The following is a 16,089-nucleotide window of genomic DNA, read 5'->3' as shown; positions in this document are numbered from 1 at the left end:
CGGGAAGTCAGAAGATTGAAAACTTTTTTCATAAATAAAAAAGCAGAGTCTCCCCTGCTTCTTTATTACGCGTATAGCTCTTCAAGCTTTTTCTGTACATCCGCGTTTTCAAGAAATTCGTCATAAGACATTTGTTTGTCAACAATGCCTTTAGGCGTTAATTCAATGATGCGGTTGGCAATTGTCTGTACAAACTGATGGTCATGAGATGAAAACAGCATAGCGCCTTTAAAGCTGATTAAGCCGTTGTTAAGCGCCGTAATGGATTCCAAATCTAAGTGGTTTGTCGGTTCATCCAGAATTAAAATGTTCGCGCCGGAAAGCATCGCTTTTGAAAGCATGCAGCGCACTTTTTCTCCTCCGGAAAGGACGTTTGATTTTTTGTTGACTTCTTCTCCTGAGAACAGCATGCGTCCTAAGAAGCCGCGCAGAAAGCTTTCGCTTTGGTCATGCGGCGAGTATTGGCGGAGCCAGTCAACAAGGTTCGCGTCGCTGCCGTCAAAATATTCGCTGTTGTCTTTAGGGAAGTACGCCTGAGAAGTGGTCACGCCCCATTTAAATGTGCCGCTGTCTGCTTCCATTTCCCCGGAAATGATTTTAAACAATGTCGTAACGGCAAGTTCGTTGCGGCCCGTAAAAGCGATTTTATCTTCTCTGTTCATAATAAAGCTGACGTTATCAAGCACCTTAACCCCGTCAATCGTTTTTGTTAAGCCTTCAACCCGCAGCACGTCATTTCCGATCTCACGTTCCGGCGTGAAATTGACATAAGGATAACGGCGTGATGACGGTTTGATATCATCAAGCGTGATTTTATCAAGGAGTTTCTTTCTTGATGTCGCCTGCTTTGATTTAGAGGCGTTGGCGCTGAATCTGGCCACGAACTCCTGAAGCTGTTTAATCTGCTCTTCTTTTTTCTTGTTGGCTTCCTGAGAAAGCTTTAAAGCAAGCTGGCTTGATTCATACCAGAAATCATAGTTGCCGACGTACACTTGAATTTTATTAAAATCAAGATCGGCGATGTGCGTGCACACTTTATTTAAAAAGTGACGGTCATGGGATACGACGATGACTGTGTTCTCAAAGTTGATTAAAAACTCTTCCAGCCACTGAATCGCTTTCAGATCCAAGTGGTTGGTCGGTTCATCAAGCAGCAGAACGTCCGGCTTGCCGAACAGCGCCTGTGCCAAAAGCACTTTCACCTTTTCTGAACCGCCTAAGTCAGCCATTTTCTTCGTATGCAGGTCTTCAGAGATGCCCAGGCCCTTTAACAAAATAGCGGCTTCACTTTCAGCTTCCCATCCGTTTAATTCCGCAAACTCTCCTTCAAGCTCAGCGGCGCGGATGCCGTCTTCATCTGAAAAATCAGGCTTCATATAAATCGCGTCTTTTTCCTGCATGACTTCGTATAAACGTTTATGTCCCATAATGACAACTTTCAGCACTTCGAAGTCTTCATATTCAAAGTGGTTCTGCTTCAGAATGGCAAGACGTTCACCCGGGCTCATATGGACATCGCCGGTCTGCGGCTCCAGCTCACCGGATAAAATTTTCAAAAATGTTGATTTTCCGGCACCGTTTGCGCCTATTAATCCGTAGCAGTTGCCCGGCGTAAATTTAATATTGACATCTTCAAATAACTTGCGATCCGCAAAACGCAAGCTCACATTATTTACAGCAATCATTTAGAATCCTCCATCGTGTCTATCATCATTAAAAGTATACCATGAATAAAGGGGAAGAGAAATGTTTCCCTGCGAATATACGGGTTTGAAAAGATGCAGGCAAACCCGGAGCGCTGTGATACAATAGATATATATACATATTCATCACGGGGGAACAAGTTGAAGCTTTTAACACTCACAGAATATTGTCTTATGATTTTCTTTACCGGGGCTTTTCTGGCCGTCACAGGCTTTACGGCCCGTGACATCGGCTTGTACGTCGGAATCGCCCTCATTTATACGTTTTCGCATCTCTTTTCAAAACGGATGCTTGAAAAACGCGGCAAAGAGAAGCAGCAGGTGAATCTTTTTTTCAGCGTTCTGGCCATTGTCGGATCAGTGCTGGCCACGGTAATGTTCATCGCCATCGCCGCCTCGTTTGCCAAATAAAAAACGCCTGCTGTCCAAATCGGGCAGCGCGGCGTTTTTATTTTGTCTGACGCATATCATGAAACGGGAAGAACACAAACTTCGAGGTGCCGACGATCCGGTTTTCGGCAATTAAACCGAGTCCGTTCCGGCTGTCCATTGAGTTCAGCCGATTGTCGCCCATGACGAAGTATTTGCCTTTCGGAACCTTTACGGGGCCGAAATCTCCCGTCAGGTTGACTCCCAGTTTTTTCGCTTCTTTTTTATTGCTCGCGAGGTACGGTTCTGCGATTTTTTTGCCGTTTATATAAAGCGTGTCATTTTTCATTTCCACCGTTTCTCCCGGTTTTCCGATGAGCCGCTTTACATAATGGACTTTCGATGTATCGCCGTTAATAATGACGATGTCCCCCCGCTCGATTTCTCCGATATAATTGACGCTTTTGTTGACAAACAGCCTTTCACCGTCATGTAATGTCGGGTACATTGATGATCCTTCCACTAAGTACGGTTCAAACAGGAAATGGCGGATTAACAGCGCAAGTGCAACCGCTATAATGATGGCCTTTCCCCATTCCCAATATGTGTTGGATTTTCTTTTTACCGATTTTTCAGAAGTAGGTTTTTGTTCTTCAGTCAACGTGGTTCCTCCTAGACGATCACTGTTTCGGTTCATGTACCATCTTTACTTTATCATAACTCATCATAAAATACATAACGCTTCTATGCGCACATGATTGAAAAAAGCGCCCGTAATGGACGCTTTTTGCTTATTTCTCTGCAACCGGTTTTTTGACGATTCCCAAGATAACCGCCGTTACAATCGCTCCGATCACGATGCTCATTAAGTAAAGCAGCGGATGGTTCGTAATGAATGCAACGAATATTCCTCCGTGCGGTGCAGGAAGCGTTACCCGGAAAAACTCTGTCAGTCCGCCCGCTACCGCAGAACCGACAACGGCTGCAGGGATGACGCGAAGCGGATCAGCCGCTGCAAACGGGATGGCGCCTTCTGTAACGAAAGCTGCTCCCATGAAGTAGCACGTAATACCGGCTTCACGGTCACGTTTAGAGAATTTGTGTTTAAAGAATGTTGTCGCCAGTGCGATTCCAAGCGGCGGAGCCATTCCGCCCGCCATGATGGCCGCATGCGGCGCATAGTTTCCGGCATCGATCATCGCAATTCCGAAAGTGAACGCCGCTTTATTGAGCGGGCCGCCCATGTCGATAGCCATCATACCGCCTAAAATAATACCCATTAAGACAAGGTTTCCAGTTCCAAGGCTTTCAAGCCAATTTGTTAAGAAATTCATGAACGCTGCGACAGGTGTGTTTATGACAAACTGCATCAGGACACCGGTGATAAAAATACCGAGCAGCGGATAAATCAATACAGGTTTTAATCCGTCAAGAGTCTGAGGAATAAAGACAAACAGCTTTTTCAAAAGGACTACGACATAACCTGCTAAGAATCCGGCAATCAGTCCGCCCAAGAATCCGGCATTCGCCTGCGTAGCCATAAATCCGCCGACCATACCCGGCGCAAATCCCGGACGGTCCGCAATACTCATTGCGATGAATCCGGCAAGAACTGCAACAATCAGCTTTAACGCATTATCGCCGCCGATAAAGTTCAGCGCTGCGGCAAACGTGTTGTATGTCGGGTCTTTCGGATCAGCTGAATGAATTCCCCAGAAGAATGAAATCGCAACGAGAATTCCGCCGCCGACGACAAATGGCAGCATGTTGCTGACACCGCTCATTAAGTGTTTATAGAAAGTACTTCCGATGCTTGTGCCTGATTTCTGTTTCGGACCGTCTTCATTTGAAGCGGAAGACCCTCCGCCGCTGCCCTCGTAAATCGGCGCATCTTGGTTAACGGCTTTTTCAATCAGTTCCTGAGGACGTCTGATACCGGCCGTCACAGGCACTTGAAGAACATGTTTGCCTTTAAAGCGTTCCATTTCAACCTGTTTATCAGCCGCCACGATAATCGCAGGCGCGTCTTCAATTTCTTGAGCCGTCAGCTTATGTTTGATACCGCTTGAGCCGTTTGTCTCGACTTTAATGTCAACGCCGAGCTCTTTCGCTTTTTCCTTCAGTGCGTCAGCTGCCATGAACGTATGGGCAATACCTGTCGGACATGCCGTAACGGCAAGGATTTTGCCTTTTCCTGACGGCGCTGCCTGTTCTTCCTGCTCTTCTTCTTCCTCATCGTCATCTTTGTCATGCTGATTGATGATGTCAATGATCGCATCTTCTGATTCAGCTTCAAGAAGCTGTTTGCGGATTTCCTCACGCATGAGAAGCGTTGAAAGTCTTGATAATGCCTCAAGGTGCGTATTATTCGCTCCTTCGGTTGCCGCAATCATAAAGACCAGGTGTGCCGGCTGACCGTCTAATGATTCATAATCCACACCATCTTTTGAACGGCCGAATGCGATGGCCGGGTTAATGACGCTCGCCGTCTTCGCATGAGGGATGGCAATGCCTTCGCCGATTCCCGTCGAGCTTTGGCTTTCACGATTTAAAATGGCTGCTTTGTAAGCCTCTCTGTCATTTAATCTGCCGGCTTTGTCAAGCACTGTCACCATTTCATCGATAACGTTTTCTTTCTCTTTGCTTTCTATATTGAGATGAATTGTATCTCTTGTTAACAGCTCAGTTATCTTCACTTTTCTTTCCTCCTCTATAGACGTGTGACTTTAACTTCAGGAAGAAGCTGCTGTACAAACTCTTCAGTTCCGAGTTCTTCAGAAAATGCCGTCGCGCTTCCGGAAGCAACTCCTAAACGGAACGCATCTTCCAAAGGCAACTGTTTTGAAATTCCCGCAAGGAATCCCGCGACGACGGAATCACCCGCGCCTACCGAATTGACAAGCTTTCCTTTAGGAACATTGGCGAGGAAAACCGCCTCTTTCGTAAATAAAAGCGCACCGTCGCCAGCCATCGAAACAATCGCATGTTCAGCGCCTTGTTCAATCAATTTTTTACCGTAAGGAACGGCAGCTTCGGCTGAATCAATGACCGTATTGAACATTTCGCCAAGCTCATGATGATTCGGCTTCATCAAAAACGGTTTCATTTCTGTCGCTTTCATCAGCGCTTCACCGGAGATGTCCACCACTACCCGGGCATTCTGCTTTCTGCATGCCTCAGCAATTTTTTCATACGTGTTATGCGGCAGGGAAGAAGGAATGCTTCCCGCTAAAACGACGATGTCTCCCTCTTCCAGAGCGGAGAACTGTTCTAAAAAGGCATTGAACACTTCGTCTGAAATCGTCGGGCCCTGTCCGTTAATTTCCGTTTCATCGCCCGTTTTCAGTTTTACATTTATACGTGTGTCTTCATCTACCTCAGAAAAAGCCGTTTCCAGACCTTCCTGCTGCAAAAATGACGTGATATAATTTCCGGTAAATCCGCCGACAAACCCCAATGCTTTTGACGGCACATGGTGTCTTTTCAGTAATCTCGAAACGTTGATGCCTTTTCCCCCGGGATACTTCGTGTCATAGCTGGAACGGTTTAAACCGCCTACGGCAAAATCTTCAACGTGAACGATATAGTCAACAGACGGATTGAGGGTTACAGTGTAAATCATGGTTTCACTACCTTTACGACAGTTTTTTCTTGGTAATTATCGAATGCAAGTTCTTCAGCTTCAGTGGTAATGATAGCGGCATCGCCCAAGGCGGCGAACGCTGCGAAAGAAATCTCGCCGAATTTAGAAGGATCGGCTAAAACATACGCATTTTTCGCCTGTCTCACAGCCTTTGTCTTCAGAAGAGCCTCATCCGGATCGGGTGTTGTAAAGCCGGCTTCAATGTGCACGCCGTTCACCCCGAGGAAGCTTTTGTCAAAACGGTACTGGCTGACCGCCGTTAATGAGGCGCCGCCGATCATCGCACCTGTTCTATGCTTCACATATCCTCCGAGAAGATAAAAGGGGATCCCTTTCCTTATTAAAGCGTCGATATGCATAACTCCGTTCGTGACAACCACAATGTCCTTAGATGGATCTATAAAATCAATCATGTGCAATGTAGTTGTTCCCGCATCGAGATAAATACAGTCACCTTCTTCTAATAAAGATGCCGCTTCTTCTGCGATCTTCAGTTTATCCTGAAGGTTTTTGGAGGATTTTTCAAGCATATCGGGTTCTTGCCTGCTGTTGGAAAGTTTAGACGCCCCGCCGTGAACGCGCTTTAAAAATCCGCGCTCTTCGAGTGTTGATAAATCTCTTCTGATCGTTGATTCAGAAGCATTTGTCATGCTTATCAGCTCTTGAATCTTCACCACATCACGCTTTTCAATCTGATCCATAATCAGCTGATACCTTTCAGGAGTGAGCATATTCCGCCTCCTTTGGAAACGTATTCATTTCGGCTGCAAGATAATTGTAAACGCTTTTTTTACTTCTAGCAACTAAAATCACTCAAATTCATTCAATAACTATCAAAATCTTTCACATTTGTTCATATTAACGTATGTACATAGGGTTTGTAAACTGTAAATTCGACAAAAAGGGGGACAATTGTATGACATTTTCTTTTTATCATAAATGAAAAAAGTCTATTATATTCATTCAATCATTAAAACACAAAAAACCCCATGCAGACTGCATGGGGCGCCGATTATTCATACCGTAACGCTTCAATCGGATCTAAGCGAGATGCTTTGTTGGCGGGCAGCATGCCGAAAATGACACCGATCAGCATACTGAACAGCACACCGATACAAACCACCTGCCAGGAAACGAGCGACGGCCAGCCTGCGATAAGGGAAACGAGTGATGCTCCCCCGTAGCCGAGACAGATTCCGATTAAGCCGCCGATTAATGTAAGCACAACAGATTCAATTAAGAATTGTGTCAGAATCTGTCCTCTCGTGGCACCGAGCGATTTGCGGATGCCGATTTCTCTTGTCCGTTCCGTCACTGATACGAGCATAATATTCATGACCCCGATCCCGCCGACAACGAGAGAAATACCGGCGATCGAACCGATGATCGTCGTCATAACGGTCGTGACCTGGCCGATTCCCGCCGCGATTTCTTCCATATTCATGACTTGATAGGCCTCTTTTGTACCGTGATTGTCATTTAAGAGACGGGCCGCTTCTTTTCCTGTTGATTTGATTTGATCAGCGGACTCCGTCTGAACGGAAACGTTGCTGTAGTCGTTAGTACCGAAAGACGTTTTCAGCATGTTGAACGGCACATACATTTCACTGAGTCCTAACGATAAAAAGCCGCTCTCTTCTTTCAGTACGCCGATTACTTCAACGGGCTGTCCGCCGGCCCAGACGATTTTTCCGAGCGGAGACGTTTTCCCGAACAGCTTTTCAGCCATTTTTTTCGAGATGATTCCTGCTCTTTTCCCGGAAAGAAAATCATTATCCGTAAATGTCCGTCCATCTTGAACGTCCAGCTTTTTTACGTCCATGTAGCCGCTGTTAATGCCGTTCAGCGTAATATCCGTGTCTTCTTCATGGTAACGCGCCGTCATGGATTTTACCGCGGAAGCGACAACCTGCTTTACGCCGTCCACTCCTTTTAATCCATTAATATCTTCTTCTGTAAAACTCGCTTCCTGTAAGGCGTTCGGATTGGCTGTTAATTCTTCATCACTGGGCATGTAAAACAATTCAATCGTATTGCCCGGCCCGCTGATGGATTGCTTCAGCATTTGCTCTCCGCCCTGGCCGACAGCCACAACAACGATTACTGAACCGACGCCGATAATGATTCCGAGCATTGTCAGAATCGATCTCAGCTTGTGAGCTCTTACGGAACTGAGGGCCATCCGGAGATTTTCTGACAGGCTCATTCCCCCACTCTCCTCTGCTCAGCATCGCGGGAAACGATCATGCCGTCACGGACGAAAATCACTCTGTTTGTACAGTCCGCCACTTCAGGCTCATGAGTCACAAGCACCACGGTCACGCCCTCTGCATTAAGCTCTGTGAACTGCTCCATAATGGAAATGCTTGTTTTCGTATCCAGTGCGCCGGTCGGTTCATCAGCTAAAATGAGCTTCGGTTCGTTCACGATGGCTCTTGCAATCGCGACACGCTGCTTCTGGCCGCCCGACAGCTCATTCGGCATGTGACGCATCCGATCCGCCAAACCGACTTTTTCCAGCGCATGCTCAGCCCGTTCCTCACGCTCTTTTTTGCCGATACCGGCGTAGATCATGGGGAGTTCGACATTTTTTCTTGCATTCAATCGCGGCAGCAGCTGAAATTGCTGAAAGACAAATCCGATTGATTTGTTCCGGACCGCCGCAAGCTCTTTTTCGGTGCATGAAGAAACATCTTCGCCCGCAAGCCTGTAACTGCCGGACGTCGGTCTGTCCAGACAGCCGATGATATTCATGATCGTAGATTTTCCCGATCCCGACGGTCCCATAATTGACACATATTCTCCTTCTTCAATCGTCAAGTCGATTGAACGGAGAACATCAAACGTCTCCTTGCCGATCTGATAGCTTTTTTTCACCTTTGAAAGCTGAATCATCTATGCTTTCACATCCGTTCCGTCAGTCAAACCGTCAGCCGGATTCAGAATGACTTTATCATCCTTTGAAAGCCCCTCTTTTATCTCCGTAAGCTGATTTGCGGTATCGCCGACTTTAACTTTCACGCGTTTGGCCTTCCCGTCTTTTACCGTAAAGACCCAGTGCTCATCTCCGTCTTTTTTGACCGCGGAGGACGGCAGCGTATCGGCTTTCCGTTTGTCGGTTTCAATGTTCATAATTAATTTAAACCCCGGCTTGCCCTCCGGAAGGTTTCCGATCAGCTTAACCTGAAACGGATACTGCACAGCCTGTTCCGTGCTTTCCCCCGAAGCAGCGCTTGACTTTTGATCAGGAACGAGGCCGACAGCCGCCACTCTCCCTTTCCACGTTTTACCGGGGATGGCGTCTGAGGTAATCGTAACGCTTTGTCCCTTTTTCACTTTCAGCGTGTCGTATTCGGACAAATTGCCGGCAACGATCAGGTGTTCCGGGTCTCCTATATGTATAACCGGTTCTTGAATATCCGATTTTTTAGAAGCCGCTTCTTGATTTACCGAGATTACCGTCCCGTCCATCTCACTCTTAACATTGAGATTCGCCACCTGATTTTCAAGAGACTGCTTTTGCAAATCAGATTGCTTTAATTCGATTTCCGCTGTTTTTTGCTGAAGCTGCAGATCAGTCCGTTCGGATTCAATTTGTTTTTTGGCTTCCGCTTCTCCCACTTGTTTTGCCAGATCTTGTTCCTTGCTGTTTAATGCTCTGAGTTTTTCTTCAACTTGTTCGATTTGCATCCGTTTTGATTGTTCTGTCAACTCGTTTTGTTCTTTATCAAGATTGAGCTGCTCATTTGTATACGTGACTAACGACGATCCTTTTTTTACTTTGTCGCCTTCTTTTACTTTCACTTTATCAAGAGTTCCTTTATCCGCTTCATAAAAAACATACTGTTCTTTAGAGAATTTAAGTGTTCCCGGAACCATAACCGTAGAGGAGATTTCTCTATTTTCAATGGTTCCGGTTTCGATTTTTTTCCCGGCGCTGCCGCCCGCGGGAGCGGCAGACTTATAAATATTGATACCGATGAATACTGCAACAATTACGGCGATGCCGATTCCGATCCAAATTTTTTTCATGTTATACACCTGCTGTCACTGAACTTAACAGTCCTCCGACTGCTGAAACTAAAAGCATAATAACAAACAGGACAATCGCGGAAGTCCAGGCCGCTTTTTTCGAAATGCCGCCTGTATAGCGAAGTCCCAAAGCGAGCAGAATATAGCTCCAGATGCTGAAAATGTCGAACGCGCTTAAAAAGACCGCGACGCCGTCTCCGGCCGGTATGACACTCGCCAAAGATGTTACGGCATACAATGAGCCCGCACCGGTAAAATAAGTAACAAAACCGTTAATAACTAAGCCGATATTGGTAATAAATGCCGTAAACAGGCTGAGTGAGAGCATTTTTTTGTAAGTTGTCACACCGCCTGAAATTTTAACGCACAGCCAGTAAATGAGCGGAACGATAAACAGAGCGATAATGCCCCCGAAGATTCCTCCGAACATCGAGCCGAATTTAGCGAAGGTTTTGGTCATTTCAATCTGATCATCCGTCAAACCGTCAAGAGATGAGCTGTTCAGCACTTCTTCATAATTCATCCCAAGCCCGCGCAAAATACTGCCGGCCGCGATAAGAATGATGACAATCAGGAGAGGAATGCCGATGACCGGCTTTTCTTTTAATCTTTTAAACTGCACAACAGGACTTGTAATGACGCCGAAAATTGACGGCTTTTCCGTTACTGCCGTATTGCTTTTTTCCAGGTTTGGTTCCATATTGCTGATGCCTCCTATGTATTATTCTGTTTATACGTACGCTTTAGGCTGAGAGAAGTTTCAATTTTTTTGCCGTTTGCGTATTTATGCTAAATTGTAACACAAATTCTCAGCTTTACGTTCCATAATTATGTAAAAAAAAGCATTGTCAGACCGGTATGACGGGAGGCTCAAAGCCTTGTGAAGGCACTGTCTTCAGCCTATTCATGCAGTCAAAACCAGCTTAATCGCAAATTCCTTTAAATCCCATTTAGATATTCTCTGGAATTCAGCGCCTATATACAAAAAAGCCGGATGGCAATGATGCACATCCGGCTCTTTTTTCACCCTCCGCTTACAGGAGGGATAAAGGCAATGGTATCACCTTCTGTTACGATGCTGTTGTCTTTTACATATGTTTCATTGATTGCGATCATGGCATTGTCAATCGTCTGAAGGCCGTACCGTTCCTTTAGCAGCGTTTTTACAGCAGACGCCGCCGTCTCTTTTTCGTCAAGTTCAATGACCGGTGTTCCCGCCTGCTCCGCAAGCCCGGCAAACAATAATACTTTAATCATCGCGATTCCCCTTTATGCAAATCCGGTTTTCCGTTCGGATAGGGCGTTGTTTCCAGTTGATCGCCTATCCATTCTTCTCCGTCTTCCCAGATTTCTTTTTTCCATATCGGCACAATCTGTTTTATCCGTTCAATTGCATATTCATTCGCCTCATATGCCGCCTTTCTGTGCGGAGAAGACACGGCGATTACGACCGCTGCTTCTCCGATATCAAGGACGCCGACACGGTGAGTGATTGCAGCTTCGGCTCCTTCCCATTTCGCGCTGATTTCATCGCCGATTTGAGAAAGCATTTGAACAGCCATCGGTTCATACGCTTCATATTCGAGACGCACCGTCCGCCGTCCGGCAGTCCACTCTCTGACCGTGCCGATAAACGTTGTGATGGCGCCGGCTTCACGCTTTTCAACTTTTTTTACGATATTTTCGGCAATGATAGGTTCCCTTGTAATTTGAAAACGTTCCATTTATGCAGATTCCCCTTTCAGCTGCGAAAGCACAAACATCATGGCAGCCGGATCGTCCGCATGGAATACGGGCATGCCGGCATCTGCCGGCATATGCTCCGTATTTCTGCTGACAACCGCGATCACGCGCTCCAAATGCTTCAGCTTTTGCCAATCTTCGCTGTCTTTGATCATAATGATTTTCGGATGCGGCGCATGTTTAAATCCCTCTATGAGAAGACCGTCAATTCCCAGACATTCATACAGACTGATCAAACCCGCCAGATCCCATTTTTTTCGCGCCGTAAGCTGCAGGACGCCGTCCCCTTCTACTGCCGTAACCGCGGCCCCGGCTTTTGAAAAACGCTCCGAGTCTTTTCCGTCAGAAAAAGGTTCCGGCTCTCCGCCATGTCCGTGATGTTTTAAACATCCAATATCGCACTCTTTCGGCGCCGCTTTCAGCACACGTTCAATAAACGTTGTTTTACCGCTGTTTTGAAAACCTACGATCTGGACGATCGGGAAAGAATTGACCACGGCCATTCACTTCCATTCTCATCACGAATGAGGAGCGCGTGAACCGTACGGCCCGCTTCATACCCCCTCGTTCCTCCCGGCAGAAGGATAAACGCGTTTGCTTCGGCTAGAGATGTGACTGAGCTTGATTTGTCGAGACCGACCGGTGACGCCATCATCTTTCCGTCCTTATGATAAACAAACGCCCTCACAAATCTCGTAAACGGATTCGGCTTCGGAAAGTCGTTTGTTAACACGGCTTCCGCCCATCCGGAATGAGGTTTTTCATTCAGAAGCCACGTCTGAATCATCGGTTTGACAAACAGGGTGAATCCGACATAACATGCGGACGGATTGCCTGAAAGGCCGAACAGCAGCATGTCATCGGCCCGGGCGACAGTTGTCACGCTCCCCGGGCGCATTGCCACTTTGTTAAAAAGAACTTCCGCTCCGAGCTTATTATAAATGTCTGGAAGAAAATCAAAATCGCCGACTGACACGCCGCCGGTCGTGATCAGAAAATCAACTTTTTTCATAGCTTCCTTCACCGCATCATAGCTGTCATCAAAATCATCGGAAATTTTCCCTAAGTTCAGCGGTACCGCGCCCGCTTCAATGACCTGGGCATACACCATCGCAGCATTGCTGTTGCGGATTTTCCCCGGCTCAAGCGGATCGCTGACATGAAGAAGCTCGGTTCCCGTTGCGATAATGCCGACAACCGGCTTTCTGACCACGGGAACGGAAGCATAGCCGAAGGTTGCTAAAAGAGCGGTTACGCCCGGCGTGATTTTCGTCCCTTTTTTTAATAGCGGGCTGCCTTTTTTCGCATCTTCTCCTTGATATGAAATATTATCGCCCGCATGGAAAGGGCGTTTCACTGACATGTAATTCGTCCCGTTTTCAGAAAACGTTCTTGTCAGCTCAAGCATCACTACGGCATCCGCGCCTTTTGGAATCTGCGCCCCCGTCATAATGCGGACCGCTTCATAAGGCCCGAGTTCTTTTTCCGACACGGCGCCGGCTCCGATATGGTCAATGACTTCAAAGGTGACGGCATTGTCACGGGAAGCCGTTTTTGAATCGCTCGCCCTGATGGCAAACCCGTCATACGGGGAACGGTTAAAGGCCGGCACATCATGATCCGCCTTAACATCCTCCGCCAAATAGCGGTGGAGACTGTCCTCAAGCGCCACCCATTCGGTATTCCCCTGTTTTTTATACCGGCTCACCCGGCGGACTGCTTCGTCCACCTGAATCGGCGTTCTTTTTTCAAGCATAGCAATATCTCCCCTTCCTACAGTCCGATCACCCTGGCCAGAACTGAATTTGCTTCTTTTATATCGTTTGTACCGTGAATCAAAGCCCGTCCGTCCTGAAAAATAACGATTCTGAAGCGCTCATACGCCATGTGCAGCAGAAATTCATTTGCTTCCACTTTACCGATCTGCTTCAGACGTTTGAAAAGCTCTTCTTTATCCAGCCTCTTTAAGGCTTCCGATCTGATTTGAACGGTGTCTCTTCCGCACAGCACGCTTGCTTTCGGCCTGTTTTCAGGCTGCAGATACGGATATACGGGCTCCGCGCCGCAGGAAGGGCAATGATCCCGTTTGATCTGATCCACATTTATGCTCATATTGGTGTTATTCCACACGTCAAACGTGAAAAAGCGCCGATTTACCGCCGCATGATTTCCTGTCAGCAATTTCAGCGCCTCAGCCTGCTGATAAGCGGAGACGATATGAACCGCCGGAGGTATGATACCTGCTGTATCACATGTCGCTCCGCCCACGGGCATTTGCTCAAACAGGCAGGATAAACACGGCGTAACCCCCGGAATAATCGTCATGCACATTCCCTGACTGCTGACACAGGCACCGTAAATCCAAGGTGTTTTCATTTTCAGCGCCAGATCATTGATGACCATTCTCGTTTCAAAATTATCTGTCGCATCCACGATGCAATCCGCTTGTTCGATCAGCGGTTCGAGCGTTTCCGCCGTACCTTCCGCCGCGTAAGCATCGATATGTATATCACTGTTTACCGCCAAAAGACGCGCCTTAGCCGCCATTGCTTTCGGCAGGCGCTGTCTCGCGTCTTCTTCTGTATACAGCTGCTGTCTTTGTAAATTGCTCCATTCCACATAATCCCGGTCAATAATCGCCATACGGCCCGCTCCGGCTCTTGCCAGGCCCTCTGCCGCGGCTGTTCCGAGGGCTCCGGCTCCGACAATCAGGACACTGCTGTCAGCCAGCGCCTGCTGCCCTTTTTCCCCTATCGGCTTAAATCTTGTCTGCCGCGAATAGCGCTCTTCCATCTGTGTTGTCCCCTTGCATTTTTATTTCCATCATACCATGTTTCTTCCCGATCAGTCTTGATTTGAAGACTCGACATGCGCCAAAAGTCTGGTGTAATCGTCCTGTGTGTTGATATTAGCGAACTCCTCCGGCCCGGCGCCGATGTCTTCAGCCTGCACATAACAGACAGACAGCCGTTTCAGCGTGTCTGTCATTTTCAGTTTGTTTTGTGTCAGCTGATCAAAAAGCACATCCTGCACGCGTTTATGGTAAACCGCCAAGAGGGGATGCTCTCTGTTTTTACAAACCGGTATGACAGCGTCCAGGTTTCCGGTCAGCTTCATTTCAAGCGCCGCCATCGTTTTTCTTGTCACGAGCGGCGTGTCACAGGATATGACCGTATATATTTCGCCTTCCGTTTGTTTCATTGCCGTATAGATGCCGGCAAGCGGGCCCATTCCCCGAAACCGCGGCTCATCGGCCAAAACATGCCGCTCCCTGTTTGATAAGAACTTTTTTATATGCTCAGGGCGGCTGATAATTACCGTTTCTCCGCCGCCGAAGGCTTTTTTCGCCTGTTCATAAAACATGCCGCCCTTCCACTTTGCAAAAGCTTTCGGTTCTCCGAATCTTCGGGAAGCTCCCCCTGCTAATATTACATTCACCCGTTTCATGTCATCTCTCTCCCATTCTATATAAAAGCATAGCAAACGCCTCAGCCGAAATACAATATTACGGTGCTTGTCTGTTTAATTAAGAGGAATAGCCGTTGATCCTTTCCCATATTGTAGTGTTAACATCATGAGGGAGATGGTTCTTATGAAAATATCCGGTCCGTTTTTCCACGACACTTCTCAAGAGAACCTTTACTTGAAATCCGAACTTTCCAGATGCAGAAAATTAATTTCAGAATTTGAAGCAAGCTACTTCCATCAGAAAAATAATAAGCTTCAGGAGGAAAACGCCAATATTAAAGAGCGGCTTCACAAGCTTTCTGACGAATTGGAAGCCATGGCTCAAAAACACAAACAGACAAGTGACACGGAACGTTCTTTGCATGAAATCAGAGCCGGGCTGCTCGATAAAATCGTCATTCTGCAAGAACTGCTTCAGCAGGAAACGTTTCGGCGGAAAAATGAGATGGAAGAAAAGCACCGTCTGCATCTTACAAATGTAAAATTTGAAGAAGAAAATAAAAACTTACATACCCGCATCCGCTCACTTGAGACCGCCATTCAAACTGAACGGACTTCTCACGAAGATATGAAACAGCGTTATCATGCCGCTGCAGACGAAAATACCCGGCTCCAAACACAAATGATAGAAAAAGAATACCAGCTCAAACATATTAAAATAGAAATTAATCATATGAGAGATCGAATACTAGAAACAAAAGAACGGCTTGTAGAAATAGAAAAAACGAAAGAAAAGTTATTTCAAGAAACCATTCTTTCGTATAAACGGCAGCTGGACGAAAGTGATGCTTGGATTGCCGGCCATTTTGCTGATATTGACAGCCGCACGGCGGAACCGGCGGAACAAGCTCTGGAAATCCCTTCTGTTTCCAAAGAGACTGTTCAGGCAGAAGACTTGCTTAAAGCCGTTACCGAACAAGTCATCTCCCTGCAAAAACAATTTGTACAATCAGAGTCCCGCGATCAGTCGTTTGATGAAAAACTGGATGCGTTGAAAGAACGTGCTGACGGCGAAAAGCCTTTCCAAAAATATGTCGTCAAGCTTGAAAAAAAGCCTGGAAAAGAGGCGTCACTTCCGCAGAATAAGCGGGAAAACGCAAAAAAACTGCTTGAGTAACGCAAGCAGTTTTT

17 protein-coding genes are annotated in these 16,089 nt (G+C 46.8%); 2 read left to right on the top strand and 15 right to left on the bottom strand.

Translation table 11 applies throughout. The features are described 5' to 3' along the window. Positions 1 to 65: 65 nt before the first annotated feature. Positions 66 to 1,685 (bottom strand): ABC-F family ATP-binding cassette domain-containing protein, encoded by a 1,620-nt coding sequence (locus G9F50_RS03740; protein WP_007409642.1) that lies wholly within the window; start codon positions 1,683 to 1,685, stop codon positions 66 to 68. A 159-nt stretch (positions 1,686 to 1,844) separates the two neighbouring features. Here G9F50_RS03740 and G9F50_RS03735 point away from each other — a divergent pair, with 159 nt between their 5' ends. Continuing rightward, positions 1,845 to 2,114 (top strand): hypothetical protein, encoded by a 270-nt coding sequence (locus G9F50_RS03735; protein WP_060561746.1) that lies wholly within the window; start codon positions 1,845 to 1,847, stop codon positions 2,112 to 2,114. 37 nt (positions 2,115 to 2,151) lie between these two features. Here G9F50_RS03735 and sipT read toward each other — a convergent pair whose 3' ends face one another. The 14 genes from sipT to G9F50_RS03665 all read right to left on the bottom strand — a co-directional run bounded on the left by sipT (position 2,152) and on the right by G9F50_RS03665 (position 14,937). After that, a complete protein-coding gene (sipT, locus tag G9F50_RS03730) occupies positions 2,152 to 2,769 on the bottom strand; it encodes a signal peptidase I sipT (protein ID WP_369719103.1) in 618 nt (205 codons plus the stop codon). Between the two features lie 94 nt (positions 2,770 to 2,863). Continuing rightward, positions 2,864 to 4,768 (bottom strand): PTS fructose transporter subunit IIABC, encoded by a 1,905-nt coding sequence (locus G9F50_RS03725; protein ID WP_025284667.1) that lies wholly within the window; start codon positions 4,766 to 4,768, stop codon positions 2,864 to 2,866. Positions 4,769 to 4,782: 14 nt separating this feature from the next. Next, a complete protein-coding gene (pfkB, locus tag G9F50_RS03720; RefSeq protein WP_003154572.1) occupies positions 4,783 to 5,694 on the bottom strand; it encodes a 1-phosphofructokinase in 912 nt (303 codons plus the stop codon). Beyond that, a complete protein-coding gene (locus G9F50_RS03715; protein ID WP_007409639.1) occupies positions 5,691 to 6,446 on the bottom strand; it encodes a DeoR/GlpR family DNA-binding transcription regulator in 756 nt (251 codons plus the stop codon). Before G9F50_RS03715 ends, pfkB begins: the two co-directional genes overlap by 4 nt. Positions 6,447 to 6,727: 281 nt before the next feature. Next, entirely contained in the window at positions 6,728 to 7,921 is a 1,194-nt protein-coding gene (locus G9F50_RS03710) for an ABC transporter permease (RefSeq protein ID WP_007409638.1), read from the bottom strand. Further along, positions 7,918 to 8,610 (bottom strand): ABC transporter ATP-binding protein, encoded by a 693-nt coding sequence (locus G9F50_RS03705; RefSeq protein WP_007409637.1) that lies wholly within the window; start codon positions 8,608 to 8,610, stop codon positions 7,918 to 7,920. Before G9F50_RS03705 ends, G9F50_RS03710 begins: the two co-directional genes overlap by 4 nt. Continuing rightward, positions 8,611 to 9,747 carry an efflux RND transporter periplasmic adaptor subunit gene (locus G9F50_RS03700; RefSeq protein ID WP_060561748.1) on the bottom strand — a complete coding sequence of 379 codons (1,137 nt, stop codon included), beginning with the start codon at positions 9,745 to 9,747 and terminating at the stop codon, positions 8,611 to 8,613. It lies immediately after the preceding gene. A 1-nt stretch (position 9,748) separates the two neighbouring features. Continuing rightward, the gene (yknW, locus tag G9F50_RS03695; RefSeq protein WP_060561749.1) at positions 9,749 to 10,447 is read right to left on the bottom strand and encodes a YknW family membrane protein; all 699 of its coding nucleotides are present in this window, start codon (positions 10,445 to 10,447) and stop codon (positions 9,749 to 9,751) included. A gap of 323 nt (positions 10,448 to 10,770) precedes the next feature. Continuing rightward, positions 10,771 to 11,004: a molybdopterin converting factor subunit 1 gene (gene moaD / locus G9F50_RS03690; RefSeq protein WP_007409633.1), complete on the bottom strand. Its 234-nt coding sequence runs from the start codon at positions 11,002 to 11,004 to the stop codon at positions 10,771 to 10,773. Next, a complete protein-coding gene (locus tag G9F50_RS03685) occupies positions 11,001 to 11,471 on the bottom strand; it encodes a molybdenum cofactor biosynthesis protein MoaE (RefSeq protein ID WP_007409632.1) in 471 nt (156 codons plus the stop codon). Before G9F50_RS03685 ends, moaD begins: the two co-directional genes overlap by 4 nt. Continuing rightward, positions 11,472 to 11,993, bottom strand: a complete 522-nt coding sequence (mobB, locus tag G9F50_RS03680; protein ID WP_007409631.1) for a molybdopterin-guanine dinucleotide biosynthesis protein B — start codon at positions 11,991 to 11,993, stop codon at positions 11,472 to 11,474. Beyond that, a complete protein-coding gene (locus tag G9F50_RS03675) occupies positions 11,954 to 13,246 on the bottom strand; it encodes a molybdopterin molybdotransferase MoeA (RefSeq protein WP_060561750.1) in 1,293 nt (430 codons plus the stop codon). The genes mobB and G9F50_RS03675 overlap by 40 nt, the downstream gene beginning before the upstream one ends. Positions 13,247 to 13,263: 17 nt before the next feature. Beyond that, complete coding sequence (locus G9F50_RS03670) at positions 13,264 to 14,283, bottom strand: molybdopterin-synthase adenylyltransferase MoeB (RefSeq protein WP_060561751.1); 1,020 nt, start codon at positions 14,281 to 14,283, stop codon at positions 13,264 to 13,266. Between the two features lie 51 nt (positions 14,284 to 14,334). Continuing rightward, positions 14,335 to 14,937 (bottom strand): molybdenum cofactor guanylyltransferase, encoded by a 603-nt coding sequence (locus tag G9F50_RS03665; RefSeq protein ID WP_020955749.1) that lies wholly within the window; start codon positions 14,935 to 14,937, stop codon positions 14,335 to 14,337. Between the two features lie 145 nt (positions 14,938 to 15,082). Here G9F50_RS03665 and G9F50_RS03660 point away from each other — a divergent pair, with 145 nt between their 5' ends. Beyond that, positions 15,083 to 16,075 carry a coiled-coil domain-containing protein gene (locus G9F50_RS03660; protein ID WP_043021218.1) on the top strand — a complete coding sequence of 331 codons (993 nt, stop codon included), beginning with the start codon at positions 15,083 to 15,085 and terminating at the stop codon, positions 16,073 to 16,075. Positions 16,076 to 16,089: the final 14 nt, after the last annotated feature.

It is taken from the genome of Bacillus sp. EKM206B (genome assembly GCF_011066015.1).
In the GTDB taxonomy this organism is placed as follows: domain Bacteria; phylum Bacillota; class Bacilli; order Bacillales; family Bacillaceae; genus Bacillus; species Bacillus velezensis.
This window is presented reverse-complemented; position numbering and strand designations above follow the sequence as displayed.